This window comes from Pseudomonas sp. EA_105y_Pfl2_R69, from assembly GCF_963970915.1.
Lineage (GTDB): Bacteria > Pseudomonadota > Gammaproteobacteria > Pseudomonadales > Pseudomonadaceae > Aquipseudomonas.
On the sequence record NZ_CAXAOO010000003.1, the window covers coordinates 435,751 to 452,559 of the forward strand.

The window sequence follows — 16,809 nt, forward strand, 5'->3', positions numbered from 1 at the left end:
CCGCAAGGTATGTTGTAGGAGCCGTCTTGCTGGCGATCAGGCCCGGTTTCTCGGCAGGCGCACGCAGACGTCGAGGCCGCCCAGGGGCGATTCGCCCAGCTCAATAGTGCCGCGGTGCAGTTCCACCACCCGCCGCACGATGGACAGGCCCAGCCCTGCACCCTGGCCGTCGCCAAGCCGATAGAAACGCTCGAAGAGTCTTTCCCGCTGCGCCTCGCTCACGCCCGGGCCGCTGTCCTGCACGCGCAGCACGATGGCATCCGCCTGGGCCTCCAGCAGCACCTGAATGCGTCCACCGTCCGGGGTGTACTGCACGGCATTGCCGACCAGGTTCTGCAGCAGGGTGCCCAGGCTCGGGCCATCGGCCAGCAGTTGATAATCCGCCGCCTCATCGGCTTCCAGGCTGAGCTCCTGGTGGCGCTTCAGGGCCAGTGGCGTCAGCTCGGCCAGGTCGTTGCGCAGGTAGTCGAGCAGGTTTATTTCGCGCATCGCCAGTTGCACCACGTCGGGGTCCAGGCGCGCCAGGGTCAGCAGCTGGGCGACCACTCGGGTGGCGCGGTCCACGCCCACGCCAAGTTGGCGCAGGGCTTCGCGGCGGTCTTCTGGGTCGGGGGCTTCCAGGGCGTTCTGGGCGTGGATGCGCAGCACCGCCAGCGGTGTGCGCAGCTCGTGGGCGGCGTCGGCGATAAAGCGTTTTTCCTGATCGAGCAGCTGGTTGACCTGCAGCAGCAGGCGGTTGATCGCTGCGCCCATGGGCTCCAGCTCATGGGGGAGCGGGCCGAACATCAGCGGCGCAAGGTTGTCCGGTGCGCGCGCCTTGATCGACTCGGCCATGCGCTGCAGTGGGCGCAGGCCCCAGCCAATCGCCAGCCACACCAGCAAGGCCAGCAGCGGTAGGCCCACCAGATCGGGCAGCAGGCTGCGCAGGGTGATCTTGTCCACCAGCTCGCCGCGCACGTCTTCGCGCTCGGCCACCAGAATCAGGTGTTGGTTCTGCCGATCACGCAGGATAAACAGTCGCCACTGATGGCCGTCCAGCGCCACCCGGTGATAGCCGCTGAGCTGTTCGGCCAGGTTTGCCAGCGTTGCATCGACCTTCTGCGGCGGCGCGGCTCCGGCGTTGGGTTGGCGCTCGGCGACCAGTTGCGGCAACAAACCGGGTGGGGCGCTGGCCGATTGCAGGAGCATTTGACCGCGTTCGTCGAGCACCTGGAAAGCCAGCTTGCCCTCGTAGGCATGGCCAGTGCTCAGGGCTCTATCCTGGGGGTTATGGCGGGCCTGCAGGGCCAGGTCGAGGGCACTTTGCAGGGCCTGGCGTTGCGCCGCCGGCATGTCGCGGCCGAGCATGCCCTGGAGCAGGCGGGCGGATTGCGCCAGCTGGGCATCGAAGAGCTCTTCGATCTCATGTTGGGCATCGCGGTAGCTCTTGTAGGAAATCGCGCTCATCGACAGGCTGAGCAAGCTGAGTACCAGCAGCAGGGTGCGTGCACGGATCGAGCGCATCAGACTTTATCCACCAGGTAGCCGACGCCGCGCACGGTGCGGATCAGCTCGGCAAAGAACTTCTTGCGCAGGTGGTGCACATGCACCTCCAGGGCGTTGCTCTCGGGCTCCTCATCCCAGCCGTAAAGCGCCTGCTGTAGCTTGTCGCGGGTCATTACCCGGCCCGGCTGGGCCAGCAGCTCATGCAGCAGGAGAAACTCCTTGCGCGGCAAATTGACCGCCTGGCCCTGATAACTGACGGACTGACTGACTGGATCCAGGCTGATGCCGCGGTATTCCAGCGCCGGTTGCGGGCGGTTGAAACTGCGCCGCAGCAGGGCACGCAGGCGCGCCTTGAGTTCGGCGACGTCGAAGGGTTTGACCAGGTAATCGTCGGCTCCGGCATCCAGGCCGGCGATGCGGTCGCTGGTGGAGTCGCGGGCGGTCAGTACCAGTACCGGCACCGGGTTGGCGGCGGCGCGCAGGTGCTTGAGCACCTGCAGGCCGTCCATGCGCGGCAGGCCGAGGTCGAGGATCGCAAGCTCGAAACTCTCGCTGGTCAGGGCATGCAGGGCACTGTTGCCATCCTCCACCCAGTCGACGGTGTAACCCTCGGGCTTGAGGGCGGTGCGAATACCTTCACCCAGGGCTTTGTCGTCTTCGACCAGCAGAATGCGCATGCAGAGATTCCCGGTTTTTCCTATTCAAGCTCGCACCGGCGAGACTACTCCAATTCTGCGGTGACCTTGGCCAGCAACGCTTGAATTTCCTCTTTACGGCCGGCGTCGGCGGACAGACGATTGGGCCGCGCTGGCGCTTGCAGAGCCTTTTCCAAGGCGGCCTTGGCCTCTTCGAAGCGTTTGGCGCGGGCCAGGTAATCGCCATAGAAGTAGTTGGGGTCGATGCCGCCGGGGTTGATCGCCAGCGCCTGTTTGAGCATGGCCTCGGCCTTGTCGTCATCGCCAAAGCCCAGCGGCCAGCCGGGCACCTGGTAGTAGAGGCTGCCGAGGCTGGTGTAGGCCGAGCCGGACAGCGCTTGCGGGTCCAGGGCCAGGCCCTGTTCCAGGCTGGCTTTGGCCTGCTTGACCAGGCCGAGGGCACCCAGGCCGCCCTTGGCCCCGGCGTAGGTGCTGAGGATGATGCCGTGCCAGATCTGCAACTCGGCGGCGTTCGGCTCGGCGGCAACGGCTTTTTGTGCCTGCTGGCTAAGGCTGGCGAAGGCCTTTTCGCGTTGCTCCTTGGGCAGTTGGTAATTGATCTCGGCCCAGCGTTCTTGCAGCTTTTGCAGTTGCGCCTGGCCCTGTTCGCTGAGGGCGAAGCTGGGCAGGCTGGCAAGGCAGAGCAGGGCGCAGGCGGCGTTACGGATAAGGTTCATGCGGGTGGTCCTCTTAGGGTTTGCTGCGGGCAAAGCGCTGGATAATCGGCAGTTGTTTGCGCAGGGCCTGGTCAACCAGGCGCGGCAGCAGGCTGTTGAGGCGCACGAAGAGTTTCTCCGGCCAGCCCAGGTAGCGTTCCTCCTCTTCGCGGCGGATGGCGGCCAGCAACTGCCGGGCCACGCTGTGCGGGTCGTCCATGGCCACGTTCAGCGCGTCATTCATCGCCACCACGCTGGCGGCGTTCATGCTGGTGCGTGTAGCGCGCGGGGCGAAGTAGAGGACCTTCACCTGGGTGTCGGCCAGCTCGCGGCGCAGCGCTTCGGAGAACCCGCGCAGGGCGAACTTGCTGGCGCAGTAGGCGCTGAAACCCGGGTAGCCGATGGAGCCGAAGGTCGAGCCGAGGTTGACCAGCAGCGCGCGCTTTTGCTGACGCAGCAGCGGCAGCAGGCGATGGGTCAGTTGCAGGGTGGCGGTGACGTTGAGTTCGATCAGTTCGCCGATGGCACTTTCGTCATGCTGTTCCAGCAGGCCGAAGTGATTGACCCCGGCGGCATTGATCAGGGTATTGATGCCGCCGAAGCGTTGCGCCGCGGCGAGTACCGCCTCGCGGCCACTGCGTTGGCGGATATCGGCCGCCACCACGGCGACTTTGCCGGGGTGCGCCTGGGCCAGCGCCTGCAAGGCCTCGGTTTGGCGGCCAACCAGTAGCAGCTGTGCGCCTTCGGCCAGCAAGGCTTTGAGCAGCGCCTGGCCGATGCCGCCGCTGGCACCGGTGATCACGGCGCGGCATTCAGACAGTTTCATTGCGGCTCCTGGGTGCTAAGCGGCAGGCTGCGGAATATATCGCCGTACAGGCGGTAGACCACCTTGGCGGTGTGCACCACGGCGGTTTTGTCGTCGTCGTTGTCCAGGCGGTTCATCAGGCCCTTGAGCAGCTCGATATGTTCCAGGTCGAGGCTGCCGTGGGAACTCAGGTAACTGAAGGCCTGGTTCGGCAGTTGCAACTTGTCCTGAATCACCCCGGCCACCTGGGTGGCCAGGGCAATGCTGGTGCCTTCCAGCACGTTGACCATGCCGAAGAAGCTCACCGGGTTGTGCCGGGCGATGCGGTCGTAGACGTAGCTGACCATCAATTCGGTCGACATATGCGGCAGGCCGTTGCGCACAGCTTCCTTGTCCGCACCGCAGGCGGCAATGTCGTTGAGGACCCACTCCTGGTGGCCTTTTTCCTCGTCGATGTACTCGGCAATGGCGTCGCGCAGCCATTCCAGGCGCTCCGGCAGGCGCGAGCCGCAGGCCATCAGCAAGGGCACGGTGTGTTTGACGTGGTGATAGGCCTCGGTGAGAAAGGCGATGTAGCTGTTGAGGCTGACGGTGCCGGCCATGGCCTGGGCAATGATCGGCGCACTGAGCAGGTAATGGCGTTCAGCGCTGGTTTGTTCGAGCAGGGACTCGTAAAAGCTCATCAGGCATCTCCGTAGCAGGATTCACTGGCCATCAGTTGCGCGATGGCACTTTGGTAGTGGTTGAGCAGGGCGTTACGGCGCAGGCGACCATTGCTGGTGGCCAGCTCGTTGCTGCTGCTGAAGGGCTGTGCGGCGCGCAGCCAGTGGTGCACGCGGGCGTAGTCGGGCAGGGCTTGGTTGGCGGCGGCGACGGCAGCGGCCAGTTGTTCATCGCTGGTGTTGGGGAGGCGCGGCACCAGCACCGCGACATTGCCCGGCAGGGCTTCGCCATGCAGCCAGGCCTGGGCAATCGGCAGTTGCTGCACCAGCTCGGCCTCGACCCATTCCGGATTGACGTTGCGACCGTAGGCGGTGATGAACTGGTGTTTCTTGCGCCCGTGCAGAACAAGGAATTTGCCGTCGAAATGCCCCAGATCGCCCGTGCCCAGCCATTCCTCGGTGGTGGACGGCTCGCCCAGATAGTCCAATAGGCGCGGACCTTTGACCTCTACCTCCCCATCCGCCCCCAGGCGTACCTGCAGGTGCGGCAGGGGCTGGCCGACGGTGCCGATTCGGCGGTTTTCCGGAGTATTCAGGCACACCACCGAGGCGCATTCCGACAGACCATAGCCCTCGAATACCGGTAGCCCGAGAACATCGGCGCGTTGCAGCAATTGGCTGGCCACACGGCCACCGCCAACGGCGATAAAGCGCAGACTGTTCGGCACTGGCAGGCCGCGTTCGGCCGCGCTGACCAACGCCAGCAGCAACTGCGGCAGCAGAATCAGGCTATTGGGTTGCACCTGGGCCAGTGCACCGAGAAAACGCGGCAGGTCGAACTGGCTGGCACCTAGCAGGCCAATCTGCGCCATCGGCATCAGCTCGATCTGCGCGCCGGCCAGCAGCGGGGCATAAACCCCGGCGATATTCTCCAGCAGGGTGGCCAGCGGCAGCACGCACAGATGGCGCTCGACCCGGCAGCTGGCGCTGGCCTGAACCAGGCTCTGCGCCACCGCCAGTTGTGTGGCGATATCCAGGCACACGCCCTTGGGCTGGCCGGTGGTGCCTGAGGTGTAGGTGATCTTGCAGGTGCCGACGGGTAATTCGCTGACCACCGCTCGCGGCCGTTGCAGCACACCGGCTTCGCTGGCTGCTGCGCTCGCACTGAAACCCAGCGCGCTGTACAGCGTATTTTCCGGGCCGATCAGGCAGTCGATGCCGGCGCTGTCCAGCACATGGGCCTGCTGGCTGCTGGAAAAGAACCCCGGTACGGGCACGCAGACCAGCCCGGCATGCAGAGTGGCCAGGTCCCAGAGCACCCAATCGATACCGTTATCCAGGGCCAGGGCGACACGCCGCGCACCAAGCTGCTGCAGTTGCGTGCCGCGTTGTTCGACCTCGTTCAACAACTGGGCGTAGCTCAGCTGTCGCTCGCCTTCGCGCAAGGCAATGGCGTCGCCATGGGCAGTCAGGCGGTTGAAGAGTGATTCAGCGGCAGGCCACATCAGGCATGTCCTCCAGTGCGTAGAAAGCTTGGTGGGCCAGGCGCGGATACGCACCCAGCTGCAGCAGGCGCTGATGCCCGGCGTAGATATCGCCGGCCATCACCTGGGGCTGGTTGTCGTAGTAGGTGCCCCAATCCGCCTGTTCATCACCCATGCAGTCAAGGCTGGCCGGGCCAAGGGGCAGAGGCGTCAGGCCCAGGCGCTGAAAGCTGTTGAGCAAGGCCAGGGTGCCGGTGAAGCACACCCAGCGGTAACCCAGCGCCACCAGCAGGTCGGTCAGTGCGACGATCAGCAGGCGCGCTGCGCCAGGGCTGCCGGCGGCCAGGTTGCCGACCTCCACCAACTGCGTACGCTGCGGCGCATTGGCTACCTGCTGCGCAGCAATCACCTGTTCGGCCGGTTGCGCCAGGTAGCGCTCAAGAAACAGCGGGCCACTGACAGCGCTGCGCAAACCCACCGCGCCGAGCAGTTGCCCGGCGCTGTCTTCCAGGCTGAGCAGGCAGGGCATGAAATGGCGGATACGCGCCTGATGCTGAGCAGCGAAGCGCTCACCGATAAAGGCTTCAATCCCCGTACGGCGCGGGCTGGTGGCGTTGGCCAGATAGAGGCTGAGCGGCTGCTCGCGGCCGATCTGTGCAAGTGCAGTGTCGTGATACACCCAAGGCAGCTCCATGACAGGAACCTCATCTGAGAACTTGGGTGCGAGTCTCTGCTGTCAGGCTTAACGCTAAATTAAGTCGCAAAATATTCTGCTCGGTGCGGCCGCGCGCATTTCATTGCTTGCGCTGCAACCGCAACAGCCCATAGCCTGCAAAGCCGTGCCGACAGACAGACTGCCGGCTGGATTTGCCCTGACCTTAAACGCCAAAACGCTCGGAGATAGCTATGCCCCCTATGGATACTGAGCAACAACTGGCGGCCCGTCTGGCCATCCTGGAAAACCCTGAAGCGCAGGACTGCACGGTCTATCGCGCCGATGAGCAGGACCCGGAAGCCGAGGAAGTGGATCTGGGCGATGCCAAGGTGCTGTTCTGCGGCCCGTTCGAGGCCCCGGCCGATTGGGATGCGGCGGAGCGCGAAGACTATTTCGGCGAAAGCGCGCCCGAGCTGTTTATCAATGCGCGTATCGAATGCGAAGCCAAGCCGGGCTCCACGGACCATTTCACCGTGGACATCGGTGATTACGTGGCCGCCCAGCCCGGCCTGGGTGAAGTCGTGATGTTCTATGTGCACGACTACCTGGAAGACGACAGCGGTTGCACCTATGTACTGCTGCGTGATGAAGAGGTGCTGGAATAGGAGCCCGCCGTTGTAGGGTGCGCCGCGCGCACCAGGAGCCCGCAGCCTGTATCGGTGCGCACGGCGCACCCTACCCATTGCGACCGTTTATCTGTCGCTTGCCCTGTAGTACCGGGTTATTACCCGTCTCAGGCTGATCTGAACAACACTCTGTGCTTCTCAACTCAGAAAGGGAGCAGGCACATGGCCGCGAAGAAGATCCTGATGCTGGTCGGCGACTACGTCGAAGACTACGAAGTGATGGTGCCGTTTCAGGCACTGCTGATGGTCGGTCACCAGGTGCATGCGGTGTGTCCGGACAAGACCGCCGGGCAGAGTGTGCGCACCGCCATCCACGATTTCGAAGGCGAGCAGACCTATAGCGAGAAGCCCGGGCACAACTTCGCCCTCAACTTCGACTTCGCTCAGGTCAAGGCCGAAGATTACGACGCCCTGCTGATTCCCGGTGGCCGCGCCCCCGAGTATCTGCGTCTGAACGCTGAGGTGCTGGCGCTGGTGCAGGCCTTCGACAAGGCCGGCAAGCCGATTGCGGCGGTCTGCCACGGTGCGCAGTTGCTGGCCGCCGCAGGCGTGCTAAAGGGGCGTGAATGCAGCGCCTACCCGGCCTGCGGCCCGGAAGTAACCCTGGCGGGTGGGCGCTATATGGATATCGCCGTGGATCAGGCCCATGTCCAGGGCAATCTGGTTACCGCCCCGGCCTGGCCGGCGCATCCCAACTGGCTGGCGGCATTCCTCGGCCTGCTGGGGACGCAGATCAGTCTATAAATTCCTGGGGCGAGCAAGGCCCCAGCGTTCAGGGAGGTGACCGCCATGTGCGAGCTGTATGTCAAAGCCGATCCGATTCTCTATGAATCCCGTGCCCGCTCGCTGCGCATTCGTGGCGTGGTCACCACCCTGCGCCTGGAGAACCAGTTCTGGGACATCCTGCGCGAGATCGCCGAAGCCGATGGCATGACCACCAATCAGCTGATCGCCAAGCTGTATGACGAGGTCATGGACTACCGTGGCGAGGTGGTGAACTTCGCGTCTTTTCTGCGCGTCAGCTGCACCCGCTACCTCAGCCAGCGCCGTGCGCCGGCCGAGTTAAGCCGGGTACGGGCGATTCAGTCCTGAGCGCTACTGTGCTGTAGCTGCGCTGCGCAACTCGGGATCACCCAGCGGGTGGCTCAGGGCATCGTAGAAGCGCAGCGCCACCTGCTGCTCGGCGAACAGGCTGGCGTAGTGCTGCTTCTGCTGCGCGATAAACGCCGGGTTGTGCGGGTAGATCGAGATGGCCAGGGTCTTCAGCCCGGCCTGCTGCAAGGCCTGGAGCAAATGCTGATCCTGCGCCGCCAGGCTGTGGCCGAAGATGCACAGCCTGTCCTTGGGCTGCGCCAGCTGGCTGTAGCAGAACGACAGGTAGTCGGAGTTGCGGATGGCCTTGAGCTTGTCCGCGCTGCTGCCTTCGTTGACGAACAGCGGGATATCGCCCAGCTGGTTGATGGCGAAACTGGCCAGCAGGGTGCTTTCCGATGAGTTGAGCATGCGCGTGCTGCCGTCGATGTTCTTCACCAGGTGCATGCCGCCGTGCAGGTAGAGCATGCGCGTGGCGTTGCCCTGGCGCTGGCAGTCGCCGGGGGCGAAGGTCGAGTCCGCGCCGCGGAACAGGTCTTCAAACGCCTCGGGGGCCTGCATGATGGCCCAGTAGTTGAGCAGGTCGTAATTGCCGGAGTAGACCGTCTGGTACTGGCTGAGCGCGCTGTTGATGCGGGCCAGGCTGGCGGCCTGCATCTGGCTCCAGGGAATATGCACCGCGCGCACGGCGTGGATCAGCGCTTCCTTGATGGCGAAGTAGCGATGGCGCGGCGACGACGAGTTGATGGTCAGCGCGGCATTGACCCGGATGCTGCTCTTCAGGGCGCTGAGCACCTGTTCGAAGTTGCTGGTATCCAGGGCGCGGAACACGCTGAGCTCGGTCGCGCTAAGCGGGCGATTGCGCGTGGTCTGGGCCTCGTCGAACAGCGAGAAGTAGGCGAACTTGCGCCATACCGCCAGGCTCGCGCCATTGCCGATCAGCAGCTCGGGAAAACCGATGCTGCTGTTCAGGGTGCTCCAGTCTTCCAGTTCGCCAGTAAATGCCGGGATTTGCATAATCGCTAGTTGTCGCCCTTTGCCGTGGTTGCTCAGGGCGCGACTTTAGCATGGGGCGCGGCGGCTGCCGGCTTGGTTGGTGCGGCTGCGGTGCTTTTCGCCTGGGCTGACGCCGCGGCCCATTGCACCGCCAGGATGCTGCCCAGTACCGCAAGCAACCCCAGCAGCGCCACGCCGGTGATGCTCTGCCCGAGCAATGCCCAGCCCAGCAGCACCGCCACCAGCGGGCTAAGCAACGACAGGGAAGACACCGCTACCGGTGCCAGGCGGGCGATGCCGCGAAACCACAGCACATAGGCCAGCAGCGCGCCGAACAGCGACAGGTAGGTATAACCCAGCCACTGCAGCGGGCTTAGCTGAGGCAGCGGCGGGTCGATCAGCCAGGCCACCGGCAGCAGAAATACCCCGCCAATCAGCAACTGCCAGCCGGTAAAGGCCAGCAGCGGCACGGTCGGCCGCCAGCGCCGCGTCAGGTAGGTGCCGCTGGCCATGCAGGCGGTGCCGACAAAGGCGGCGGCAATGCCGATCGGGTCCCAGCTGGCTCCCGGTGCCAACAGCAGGGCGGCCATGCCGGCGATACCGACCACACTGGCGGCGACCGCCAGTGACGCCGGCCGCTGGCGATCCATCGACCACACCAACCCCATCACCAGCAGCGGTTGAATGGCCCCGACCACCGCCGCCAACCCGCCCGGCAAGCGGTAGGCGGCGACAAACAGCAGCGCCTGAAAGAAGCCGATATTCAGCGCTGCCAGCACCAGCAAACGCGGCCACTCGCTGCGCCGGGGCAGGTAGCGGCTGTACAGCACCAACAGCAGGCCGGCGGGCAGGGCGCGCAGCAGTGCGGCGGTAAAGGGCCGGTCCGGCGGCAGGATCTCGGTGGTGACGATATAGGTCGAACCCCAGATGGCCGGTGCCAGGGCGGTGATCAACACATCCAGCCAGGTGCTAGGCGAAGGTGAGCGGTCCATGCACTTGTCTCGCATTCAAGATAAAATGCGAGGCTAATAGCAGCTTGTCTTGGATTCAAGATAAATTTCCCGGGGTACACCAATGACAGTCCAGCGACAGATGGATGCGGTCGATGCAATTCTTCAGCAGTGGCACCGCGAGCGGCCTGATCTGGATGTCAGCCCGATGGGGGTGATCGGCCGTCTTGGGCGCTGCGCGGCGCTGCTGCGGCGTGAGCTGGACAAGCTGTTCGGCAGCTTTGGCCTGACGTCCTGGGAGTTCGATGTGCTGGCTACCTTGCGCCGTTCCGGCGAGCCCTTTCGTCTGGCTCCGACTACCCTATTCTCGACCCTGATGGTCACCTCCGGCACCATGACCCGGCAGTTGCAGCAACTTGAAGCCTCTGGACTGGTCAGTCGTATAGCCAACCCCAGCGACGCGCGCAGCATGCTGGTGCAGCTGACCCCGGCCGGGCTGGAGTTGATCGACCGCGCGGTAACCGCGCATGTCGCCAATGAGGCGCGGCTGCTGGCTCCGATTGCCGCCACCGAGCTGGCGCAGCTGGAGGCGCGGTTGTCCGAGCTGCTGGCGGTGCTGGAACCGGCTAGCGAGTAATATTCAACAACCCGTCGCAGGTCGGTGGGGGACAAGAAGAGGTGAGTGATGAGCAACGAATTGGTGATCGAAGATATTCAACTGGGTGACGGCAAGGAAGTGGTCAAGGGTGCCCTGATCACCACCCAGTACAACGGCTTTCTGGAGAACGGCGTCAAGTTCGACTCCTCCTACGATCGCGGCAAGCCCTTCCAGTGCGTGATCGGTAGCGGCCGGGTGATCAAGGGCTGGGATATCGGCATGATGGGCATGCGCGTCGGCGGCAAGCGCAAGCTCTTCGTCCCCGCGCACCTGGGTTATGGCGACCGCGAGTTCGGGGCCCATATCAAGCCCAACTCCAACCTGATCTTCGAAATCGAGCTGCTGGAAGTGCTGACCAGGGATGAGTAGCTGCAGTTAGTGCATTGGCTGGTTTTGGGCGCGAGTCGAGTGATGGCTATAGCTGCGCTCAACCCATCCTACGGGCTGGAAGAGGTGAAGGGCGCGGCCAATAGTGGTCGTTTTTAAGGTGCCTTGCGTCATAGCCGATCAAGCTGCATCCCGTTACGATCAGGCGACCACTCGGAGGGATGCAGCCAATGGATTGCCTGATTCGAATCGCAACAAACGGCGACGCCGCTGCCATAAGCCAGGTCGTTGTTCGCTCCCTACGTGAGTCCAATGCCCAGGACTACTCGCCAGAAATAATCGATCAGGTGGAGCAAAGTTTTTCCCCCACGGCGATCCTTCACTTGCTGATCCAGCGTCAGGTATTCGTGGCGACAATCGATGATCATGTTGTTGCAACGGCTAGCCTTGATCGGGACATTGCTCGAAGCGTGTTCGTCGATCCGGCTTCTCAAGGGGCCGGTATAGGAAGACAGCTGATGGCGATGATCCAGTCAATTGCCGTCAACAAGGGCGTCAAACTATTGCGCGTTCCGTCTTCAATCACTGCGGAAGGCTTTTACTCTGCGCTGGGCTTTAAAAAATTTAGAGACGAGTTTCACGGAGCTGAGCGCACGATCATCATGGAAAAGAGCCTGGATCAATAGCGTCTCTCTGCGGATTCACATCTAGCCAGGTAGCCTGGGTGCTCATCGGTGGAAAACGCTTCGCGACTTTCCACAGGTGGGGGCCACCGTTTGCTTGTCCACCCACTTCTGCGCTGGCCCCGATGGGGCGAGTCCGCCACTTACCACCCCGCAGCTTTCCCCTGAGCAGAAACACCAAACCCGGCACTAGGCCGGGTTTGGTGTTTAACGCAGTGCGACTTACTTGATCTCGACCGCCAGGCTGTCGTGGATCTTCTTGCTCCAGATCGCCGGGCCCGTGATATGCACCGACTCGCCCTTGGTGTCGACGGCCACGGTGACCGGCATGTCCTTCACGTCGAACTCGTAGATGGCTTCCATGCCCAGTTCGGCGAAGGCCACCACGCGCGACTTCTTGATCGCCTGGGCGACCAGGTAGGCGGCACCGCCGACGGCCATCAGGTACACGGCCTTGTTGTCCTTGATCGCTTCGATGGCGATCGGACCGCGCTCGGACTTGCCGATCATGCCGAGTAGACCGGTGCTTTCGAGGATCTGCCGGGTGAACTTGTCCATCCGCGTGGCGGTGGTCGGGCCGGCAGGGCCGACCACTTCTTCGCGCACCGGATCGACCGGGCCGACGTAATAGATAAAGCGGCCCTTGAGGTCCACTGGCAGCTGTTCACCCTTGTTGAGCATATCGACCATGCGCTTGTGCGCAGCATCCCGGCCGGTGAGCATCTTGCCGTTGAGCAGCACGGTTTCGCCCGGTTTCCAGCTCTGCACGTCTTCCGGGGTCAGGGTGTCGAGGTCGACGCGGCGCGCGCTCGGGCCGGCTTCCCAGACGATTTCCGGGTAGGCGGACAGGTCCGGCGCTTCCAGCTCGGCCGGGCCGCTGCCGTCGAGCACGAAGTGGGCGTGACGGGTGGCGGCGCAGTTGGGGATCATGCACACCGGCAGGGAGGCGGCGTGGGTCGGGTAGTCCATGATCTTGACATCGAGCACGGTGGTCAGGCCGCCCAGGCCCTGGGCACCGATGCCCAGCTGGTTCACTTTTTCGAACAGTTCGAGGCGCATTTCCTCGATCTTGTTCTGCGGGCCACGGGCTTTCAGCTCATGGATGTCGATGGATTCCATCAGCACTTCCTTGGCCATTACCGCGGCTTTCTCGGCGGTGCCGCCGATGCCGATGCCGAGCATGCCCGGCGGGCACCAGCCTGCGCCCATTTCCGGGACGGTCTTGAGTACCCAGTCGACGATGGAATCGGACGGGTTGAGCATGGCCATCTTCGATTTGTTCTCGGAACCGCCGCCTTTGGCCGCGACGTCCACTTCCACCTTGTCGCCAGGGACGATGGAGTAGTGGATCACTGCCGGGGTGTTGTCCTTGGTGTTCTTACGGGCACCGGCTGGGTCGGCGAGGATCGAGGCGCGCAGGACGTTTTCCGGCAGGTTATAAGCGCGGCGCACGCCTTCGTTGATCATGTCGTCGACGCTCATGGTCGCGCCATCCCAGCGTACGTCCATGCCGACGCGGATAAATACGGTGACGATGCCGGTGTCCTGGCAGATCGGCCGGTGACCGGTGGCGCACATGCGCGAGTTGATCAGGATCTGCGCCATGGAGTCGCGTGCGGCGGGGGACTCTTCGCGCAGGTAGGCCTCATGCATGGCCTGGATAAAGTCCACGGGATGGTAATAGGAGATGAACTGCAGGGCGTCGGCGACGCTCTGGATCAGGTCGTCTTGCTTGATCACGGTCATGCTTGGCGCTCCTTTTTGTAGGGGTAGGAGTAGGGCAGGGGCTACGAGGGGCGCTGGGTCATGGCCCGGCGCAGGCTTTCACGGTGCTCTCGAGGTAAACCACCGCGAGCTTAAAAAAGGCGCGGCAGTATAACGCGCGTCAACCGGTGCGGACAGTCGCCAGGCCCCGACCTTGGTCGCTGATCGCCCACTGGCACGCTGCGCCGGGCCAGAAACGACGGGCCCTGGAGGCTCTACGTCGGCTCGTCGCAACCTTGTGTCAATAGAGCCTAGGCATTCCCTGGACGCGGGGGTAGAGTGGCGGCTAGATGCCAGTATGGGACGGAGCCCGTGAGCCTAAACAGCCAAAGGGTCACTCAGCGAACGTTGCAACATCTGCTGCTGAAGCGTTTCGGCATGGCGGCGGCGAGCTACGCCCTGACTGCGCTGTTGTGCGCGGTGGCCTTTGTCAACGGGCTGTTCCAGGCGTCCCTGGGCAGCACCCTGCTGGTGCTGGTGCTGGCCGTGGTCAGCCAGCTGGTGTTTCTCGGCCTGTTCCTTGGCCGGCAGAACCTGCGGTTTGCCGACCCCAGCCTGACCGAGCCCCAGGTCCTCGTCGCGCTGGCCTGGCTGACCCTGCTGCTGGGGCTGTTCAGCGATGGACGCGGCAGCATGCTGGTGATCTATATGCTGATTCTGCTGTTCGGCGTATTCCAGCTGCCGCCCAGGGTGTTCGCCCGTTGCGCGCTGTTCGCCTTCTTCGGCTTTGCCGGCCTGAATCTCTATGAGGCCTTCACCTATCAACTGGCCGACCCGCGGGTGGCGATTCTCCAGGCGAGCGTGCTGGCCGCCGTGCTGTTCTGGCTGAGCCTGTTTGCCAGCTACGCCCAGGCCATGCGCCAGCGTATGCGCCAGCGGCGTTTTGCCCTGCAGGCGCATCAGGACACCCTGCGCGGCATGATGCGTCAGCTGGAAGAACTGGCTGCCACCGACGAGCTGACCGGCCTGTGCAACCGCCGGCATTTTCTGCGCCTGGCCGGGCACGAGCTGCAGGGGCTGAGCCGCGACCGCCAGCATGGTCTGGCCCTGCTCGACCTGGATCACTTCAAGCGGATCAACGATGTGCACGGCCATGCCGCCGGTGACCGGGTGCTGCAGACCTTTGCCGCGGTGGCGCGGGCCTGCCTGCGCGAGGGTGACGTGATCGCCCGCTATGGCGGCGAAGAATTCGTGCTGCTGTTGCCCAATACCGAGGCCGACCAGTTCACCGCCTGTTGCGAACGTTTGCGTGAAGCCTTCAGCCATGCCGAGCCGTTAGGGGTTAAGGTAGTCAGCCTGAGTGTTTCCATAGGTATGACCTTGCTGAACCAACACGATGATCTCGAAGAGGCGCTGCAGCGCGCCGACCAGGCCCTGTACCAGGCCAAGCGCGACGGTCGTAACCGTTGCGCGGCGACCTGGGAGGATGCCGATGCCTGAGTTGCGGGTCGCCGAGCGGTGCCTGCAAGTCGCGCCAGCCCGTAACCTTCTCGATGCCTTGCTCGATGGCGGGGTCGCCGTGCCCTACAGCTGTCGGGCCGGCAGTTGCCATGCCTGCCTGGTGCGCTGCGTGCGCGGCGAACCCCTGGACGACAAGCCCGAGGCCCTCGATCAGGCCAGCCGCGAGCAGGGCTGGCGGCTGGCCTGCCAGTGCCGGATTGTCGATGATCTGGCGGTCGAGGTGTTCGACCCGCTGCGCGATGGTAGGCCCGCCCGGATCGCCGCATGCGACTGGCTGAGCCCGACGGTGCTGCGCCTGCGCCTGGTTGCGCAGCAGCCGCTGCGTTACCGCGCCGGTCAGCACCTGGTGCTGTGGACGGAGAGCGGGATTGCCCGACCCTATTCGCTGGCCAGCTTGCCGGCGGAAGATCCCTGGCTGGAGTTCCATCTGGACTGCCGGCTGAGCGGGGCCTTTAGCGACGCCGCCCGGCACCTGGTGCCCGGCGCTAGCCTGCGTCTGGGCGAGCTGCGTGGCGGTGCCCTGCACTACGATCCCGACTGGCAACAGCGCCCGCTCTGGCTGATGGCCGCCGGTACCGGCCTGGCCCCGCTCTACGGGGTGCTGCGCGAAGCCTTGCGCCAGGATCACCGGGGCGCTATTCGGGTTATTCATCTGGCCCATGAGGCTGGCGAGCATTACCTGGCCGACAGCCTGGGCGAACTGGCCGCCAGCCATCCCCAGGTGCAGGTCGAGCTGATCGCGGCGGCCGACTTGACGGCGGCTTTGGCCGAACTGCGTCTTGCCTCGCGGCAAACCATCGCCTTACTCTGCGGCCACCCAACGAGCGTCGAAGCCTTTGCGCGCCGCCTTTATCTGGTGGGGTTGCCGCGCAACCAGGTCTTCGCCGATGTGTTTTTGCCCCACGCCCGCTGATGGCGGCGTGGTGGTTCCGCGAGGATAGACGATGAGCGAGCATTTACAGGTTGAGCGCGAGCAGGGGCTGCTGACCCTGCGCATGCACCGCCCGGACAAGAAGAATGCCCTGACCCGCGCCATGTACAGCGGCATGGCCGAAGTGCTGCGGCAGGCCGATCAGGACACGAGCGTACGCGCCGTATTGATTACCGGCGGCGAGCAGTGCTTTACCAGCGGCAACGATGTGGCCGACTTTATCCAGGCCCCGCCCAGCGGTCTGAGTAGCGAAGTGTTCCAGTTCATGCTGGCGCTGTTCGAATTCAGCAAGCCGGTGGTGGCGGCGGTCAATGGTCCAGCGGTGGGTATTGGCACTACCTTGTTGCTGCACTGCGACCTGGTCTATGTCAGCCGCGCCGCGACCCTGAAGATGCCCTTCGTCAACCTCGGCCTGTGCCCCGAATACGGCTCCAGCCTGATCCTGCCGCGCCTGCTCGGCCATGCCCGCGCCGCCGAGCTGTTGCTGCTCGGGCAGAGCTTTACCGGCGAGCAGGCCGCCGCCTGGGGCATCGCCAATCAGGCCCTGGACGATGCGCCCGCGACCCTGGCCAAGGCCCGGGAAATGGCCCTGCGCTTTCAGCAGCTGGCCCCCGCTGCGGTGGCCGACAGCAAGCGCCTGATGCGCGCGCCGGATCGCGCCGAGCTGCGCCGGGTGATCGAGGAAGAGGGCGCGTTGTTTGGCCAGCGCCTGCGTTCGCCGGAGGCCATCGAAGCGCTGAGCGCCTTTATGCAACGGCGCACGCCGGATTTCAGCAAGTTCGCCTAGGGGGCACCGCGCGCACCCTACGGATAGCAAAA

19 protein-coding genes are annotated in these 16,809 nt (G+C 64.2%); 9 read left to right on the top strand and 10 right to left on the bottom strand.

Going from position 1 to position 16,809, the window contains the following annotated elements; genetic code table 11:
- Positions 1-36: 36 nt before the first annotated feature.
- Genes AACY13_RS11315 through AACY13_RS11345 form a run of 7 tightly spaced genes read right to left on the bottom strand, consistent with a single transcriptional unit; the run spans position 37 to position 6,481 of the window.
- Positions 37-1,503 (bottom strand): ATP-binding protein, encoded by a 1,467-nt coding sequence (locus AACY13_RS11315; RefSeq protein ID WP_339461537.1) that lies wholly within the window; start codon positions 1,501-1,503, stop codon positions 37-39.
- Positions 1,503-2,162 carry a response regulator transcription factor gene (locus AACY13_RS11320; protein ID WP_339461539.1) on the bottom strand — a complete coding sequence of 220 codons (660 nt, stop codon included), beginning with the start codon at positions 2,160-2,162 and terminating at the stop codon, positions 1,503-1,505. Before AACY13_RS11320 ends, AACY13_RS11315 begins: the two co-directional genes overlap by 1 nt.
- 44 nt (positions 2,163-2,206) lie before the next feature.
- Positions 2,207-2,857, bottom strand: coding sequence for a hypothetical protein (locus tag AACY13_RS11325; RefSeq protein ID WP_339461541.1), 651 nt, complete (start codon positions 2,855-2,857; stop codon positions 2,207-2,209).
- A gap of 13 nt (positions 2,858-2,870) precedes the next feature.
- Complete coding sequence (locus AACY13_RS11330) at positions 2,871-3,662, bottom strand: SDR family oxidoreductase (protein ID WP_339461543.1); 792 nt, start codon at positions 3,660-3,662, stop codon at positions 2,871-2,873.
- Positions 3,659-4,324 (bottom strand): TenA family transcriptional regulator, encoded by a 666-nt coding sequence (locus AACY13_RS11335; RefSeq protein WP_339461544.1) that lies wholly within the window; start codon positions 4,322-4,324, stop codon positions 3,659-3,661. The genes AACY13_RS11330 and AACY13_RS11335 overlap by 4 nt, the downstream gene beginning before the upstream one ends.
- The gene (locus AACY13_RS11340; RefSeq protein ID WP_339461545.1) at positions 4,324-5,808 is read right to left on the bottom strand and encodes an AMP-binding protein; all 1,485 of its coding nucleotides are present in this window, start codon (positions 5,806-5,808) and stop codon (positions 4,324-4,326) included. Before AACY13_RS11340 ends, AACY13_RS11335 begins: the two co-directional genes overlap by 1 nt.
- On the bottom strand, positions 5,792-6,481 hold the full coding sequence (locus AACY13_RS11345) for a thermostable hemolysin (RefSeq protein ID WP_339461546.1): 690 nt from the start codon (positions 6,479-6,481) through the stop codon (positions 5,792-5,794). Before AACY13_RS11345 ends, AACY13_RS11340 begins: the two co-directional genes overlap by 17 nt.
- A gap of 212 nt (positions 6,482-6,693) precedes the next feature.
- Here AACY13_RS11345 and AACY13_RS11350 point away from each other — a divergent pair, with 212 nt between their 5' ends.
- From AACY13_RS11350 to AACY13_RS11360, 3 genes are all read left to right on the top strand, one after another.
- Complete coding sequence (locus AACY13_RS11350; RefSeq protein WP_339461547.1) at positions 6,694-7,107, top strand: hypothetical protein; 414 nt, start codon at positions 6,694-6,696, stop codon at positions 7,105-7,107.
- Positions 7,108-7,290: 183 nt separating this feature from the next.
- Positions 7,291-7,872, top strand: a complete 582-nt coding sequence (locus tag AACY13_RS11355; protein WP_339461548.1) for a DJ-1/PfpI family protein — start codon at positions 7,291-7,293, stop codon at positions 7,870-7,872.
- Positions 7,873-7,917: 45 nt separating this feature from the next.
- The gene (locus AACY13_RS11360) at positions 7,918-8,220 is read left to right on the top strand and encodes a ribbon-helix-helix domain-containing protein (protein ID WP_339461549.1); all 303 of its coding nucleotides are present in this window, start codon (positions 7,918-7,920) and stop codon (positions 8,218-8,220) included.
- A 3-nt stretch (positions 8,221-8,223) separates the two neighbouring features.
- On the opposite strand, the gene AACY13_RS11365 is transcribed toward AACY13_RS11360, so the two are convergent.
- Both AACY13_RS11365 and AACY13_RS11370 read right to left on the bottom strand, forming a co-directional pair.
- Complete coding sequence (locus AACY13_RS11365; RefSeq protein WP_339461551.1) at positions 8,224-9,237, bottom strand: DUF4917 family protein; 1,014 nt, start codon at positions 9,235-9,237, stop codon at positions 8,224-8,226.
- A 32-nt stretch (positions 9,238-9,269) separates the two neighbouring features.
- The gene (locus tag AACY13_RS11370) at positions 9,270-10,208 is read right to left on the bottom strand and encodes an EamA family transporter (RefSeq protein ID WP_339461553.1); all 939 of its coding nucleotides are present in this window, start codon (positions 10,206-10,208) and stop codon (positions 9,270-9,272) included.
- A gap of 82 nt (positions 10,209-10,290) precedes the next feature.
- Here AACY13_RS11370 and AACY13_RS11375 point away from each other — a divergent pair, with 82 nt between their 5' ends.
- From AACY13_RS11375 to AACY13_RS11385, 3 genes are all read left to right on the top strand, one after another.
- Positions 10,291-10,803 (top strand): MarR family winged helix-turn-helix transcriptional regulator, encoded by a 513-nt coding sequence (locus AACY13_RS11375; protein ID WP_339461555.1) that lies wholly within the window; start codon positions 10,291-10,293, stop codon positions 10,801-10,803.
- 48 nt (positions 10,804-10,851) lie between these two features.
- A complete protein-coding gene (locus tag AACY13_RS11380; RefSeq protein ID WP_339461557.1) occupies positions 10,852-11,193 on the top strand; it encodes an FKBP-type peptidyl-prolyl cis-trans isomerase in 342 nt (113 codons plus the stop codon).
- 188 nt (positions 11,194-11,381) lie between these two features.
- Positions 11,382-11,837 carry a GNAT family N-acetyltransferase gene (locus AACY13_RS11385; protein ID WP_339461558.1) on the top strand — a complete coding sequence of 152 codons (456 nt, stop codon included), beginning with the start codon at positions 11,382-11,384 and terminating at the stop codon, positions 11,835-11,837.
- A 219-nt stretch (positions 11,838-12,056) separates the two neighbouring features.
- Here AACY13_RS11385 and AACY13_RS11390 read toward each other — a convergent pair whose 3' ends face one another.
- Positions 12,057-13,580 carry a fumarate hydratase gene (locus AACY13_RS11390; protein WP_339461559.1) on the bottom strand — a complete coding sequence of 508 codons (1,524 nt, stop codon included), beginning with the start codon at positions 13,578-13,580 and terminating at the stop codon, positions 12,057-12,059.
- Between the two features lie 330 nt (positions 13,581-13,910).
- Between AACY13_RS11390 and AACY13_RS11395 the strand changes: the two genes are divergently transcribed.
- Genes AACY13_RS11395 through AACY13_RS11405 form a run of 3 tightly spaced genes read left to right on the top strand, consistent with a single transcriptional unit; the run spans position 13,911 to position 16,777 of the window.
- Positions 13,911-15,038, top strand: coding sequence for a GGDEF domain-containing protein (locus tag AACY13_RS11395; RefSeq protein ID WP_339461561.1), 1,128 nt, complete (start codon positions 13,911-13,913; stop codon positions 15,036-15,038).
- The gene (locus AACY13_RS11400; protein WP_339461563.1) at positions 15,031-15,972 is read left to right on the top strand and encodes an iron-sulfur-binding ferredoxin reductase; all 942 of its coding nucleotides are present in this window, start codon (positions 15,031-15,033) and stop codon (positions 15,970-15,972) included. Before AACY13_RS11395 ends, AACY13_RS11400 begins: the two co-directional genes overlap by 8 nt.
- Positions 15,973-16,003: 31 nt before the next feature.
- On the top strand, positions 16,004-16,777 hold the full coding sequence (locus AACY13_RS11405; RefSeq protein ID WP_339461564.1) for an enoyl-CoA hydratase: 774 nt from the start codon (positions 16,004-16,006) through the stop codon (positions 16,775-16,777).
- The last annotated feature ends 32 nt before the right edge of the window (positions 16,778-16,809 follow it).

What these genes read in the sequence shown, in the direction of transcription:
- AACY13_RS11390 (WP_339461559.1), bottom strand. Translation starts at nt 13,580, where the DNA reads ATGACCGTGATCAAGCAAGACGACCTGATCCAGAGCGTCGCCGACGCC.
- AACY13_RS11325 (WP_339461541.1), bottom strand. Translation starts at nt 2,857, where the DNA reads ATGAACCTTATCCGTAACGCCGCCTGCGCCCTGCTCTGCCTTGCCAGC.
- AACY13_RS11350 (WP_339461547.1), top strand. Translation starts at nt 6,694, where the DNA reads ATGCCCCCTATGGATACTGAGCAACAACTGGCGGCCCGTCTGGCCATC.
- AACY13_RS11330 (WP_339461543.1), bottom strand. Translation starts at nt 3,662, where the DNA reads ATGAAACTGTCTGAATGCCGCGCCGTGATCACCGGTGCCAGCGGCGGC.
- AACY13_RS11365 (WP_339461551.1), bottom strand. Translation starts at nt 9,237, where the DNA reads ATGCAAATCCCGGCATTTACTGGCGAACTGGAAGACTGGAGCACCCTG.
- AACY13_RS11345 (WP_339461546.1), bottom strand. Translation starts at nt 6,481, where the DNA reads ATGGAGCTGCCTTGGGTGTATCACGACACTGCACTTGCACAGATCGGC.
- AACY13_RS11380 (WP_339461557.1), top strand. Translation starts at nt 10,852, where the DNA reads ATGAGCAACGAATTGGTGATCGAAGATATTCAACTGGGTGACGGCAAG.
- AACY13_RS11360 (WP_339461549.1), top strand. Translation starts at nt 7,918, where the DNA reads ATGTGCGAGCTGTATGTCAAAGCCGATCCGATTCTCTATGAATCCCGT.
- AACY13_RS11385 (WP_339461558.1), top strand. Translation starts at nt 11,382, where the DNA reads ATGGATTGCCTGATTCGAATCGCAACAAACGGCGACGCCGCTGCCATA.
- AACY13_RS11375 (WP_339461555.1), top strand. Translation starts at nt 10,291, where the DNA reads ATGACAGTCCAGCGACAGATGGATGCGGTCGATGCAATTCTTCAGCAG.
- AACY13_RS11320 (WP_339461539.1), bottom strand. Translation starts at nt 2,162, where the DNA reads ATGCGCATTCTGCTGGTCGAAGACGACAAAGCCCTGGGTGAAGGTATT.
- AACY13_RS11340 (WP_339461545.1), bottom strand. Translation starts at nt 5,808, where the DNA reads ATGTGGCCTGCCGCTGAATCACTCTTCAACCGCCTGACTGCCCATGGC.
- AACY13_RS11405 (WP_339461564.1), top strand. Translation starts at nt 16,004, where the DNA reads ATGAGCGAGCATTTACAGGTTGAGCGCGAGCAGGGGCTGCTGACCCTG.
- AACY13_RS11370 (WP_339461553.1), bottom strand. Translation starts at nt 10,208, where the DNA reads ATGGACCGCTCACCTTCGCCTAGCACCTGGCTGGATGTGTTGATCACC.
- AACY13_RS11315 (WP_339461537.1), bottom strand. Translation starts at nt 1,503, where the DNA reads ATGCGCTCGATCCGTGCACGCACCCTGCTGCTGGTACTCAGCTTGCTC.
- AACY13_RS11400 (WP_339461563.1), top strand. Translation starts at nt 15,031, where the DNA reads ATGCCTGAGTTGCGGGTCGCCGAGCGGTGCCTGCAAGTCGCGCCAGCC.
- AACY13_RS11335 (WP_339461544.1), bottom strand. Translation starts at nt 4,324, where the DNA reads ATGAGCTTTTACGAGTCCCTGCTCGAACAAACCAGCGCTGAACGCCAT.
- AACY13_RS11355 (WP_339461548.1), top strand. Translation starts at nt 7,291, where the DNA reads ATGGCCGCGAAGAAGATCCTGATGCTGGTCGGCGACTACGTCGAAGAC.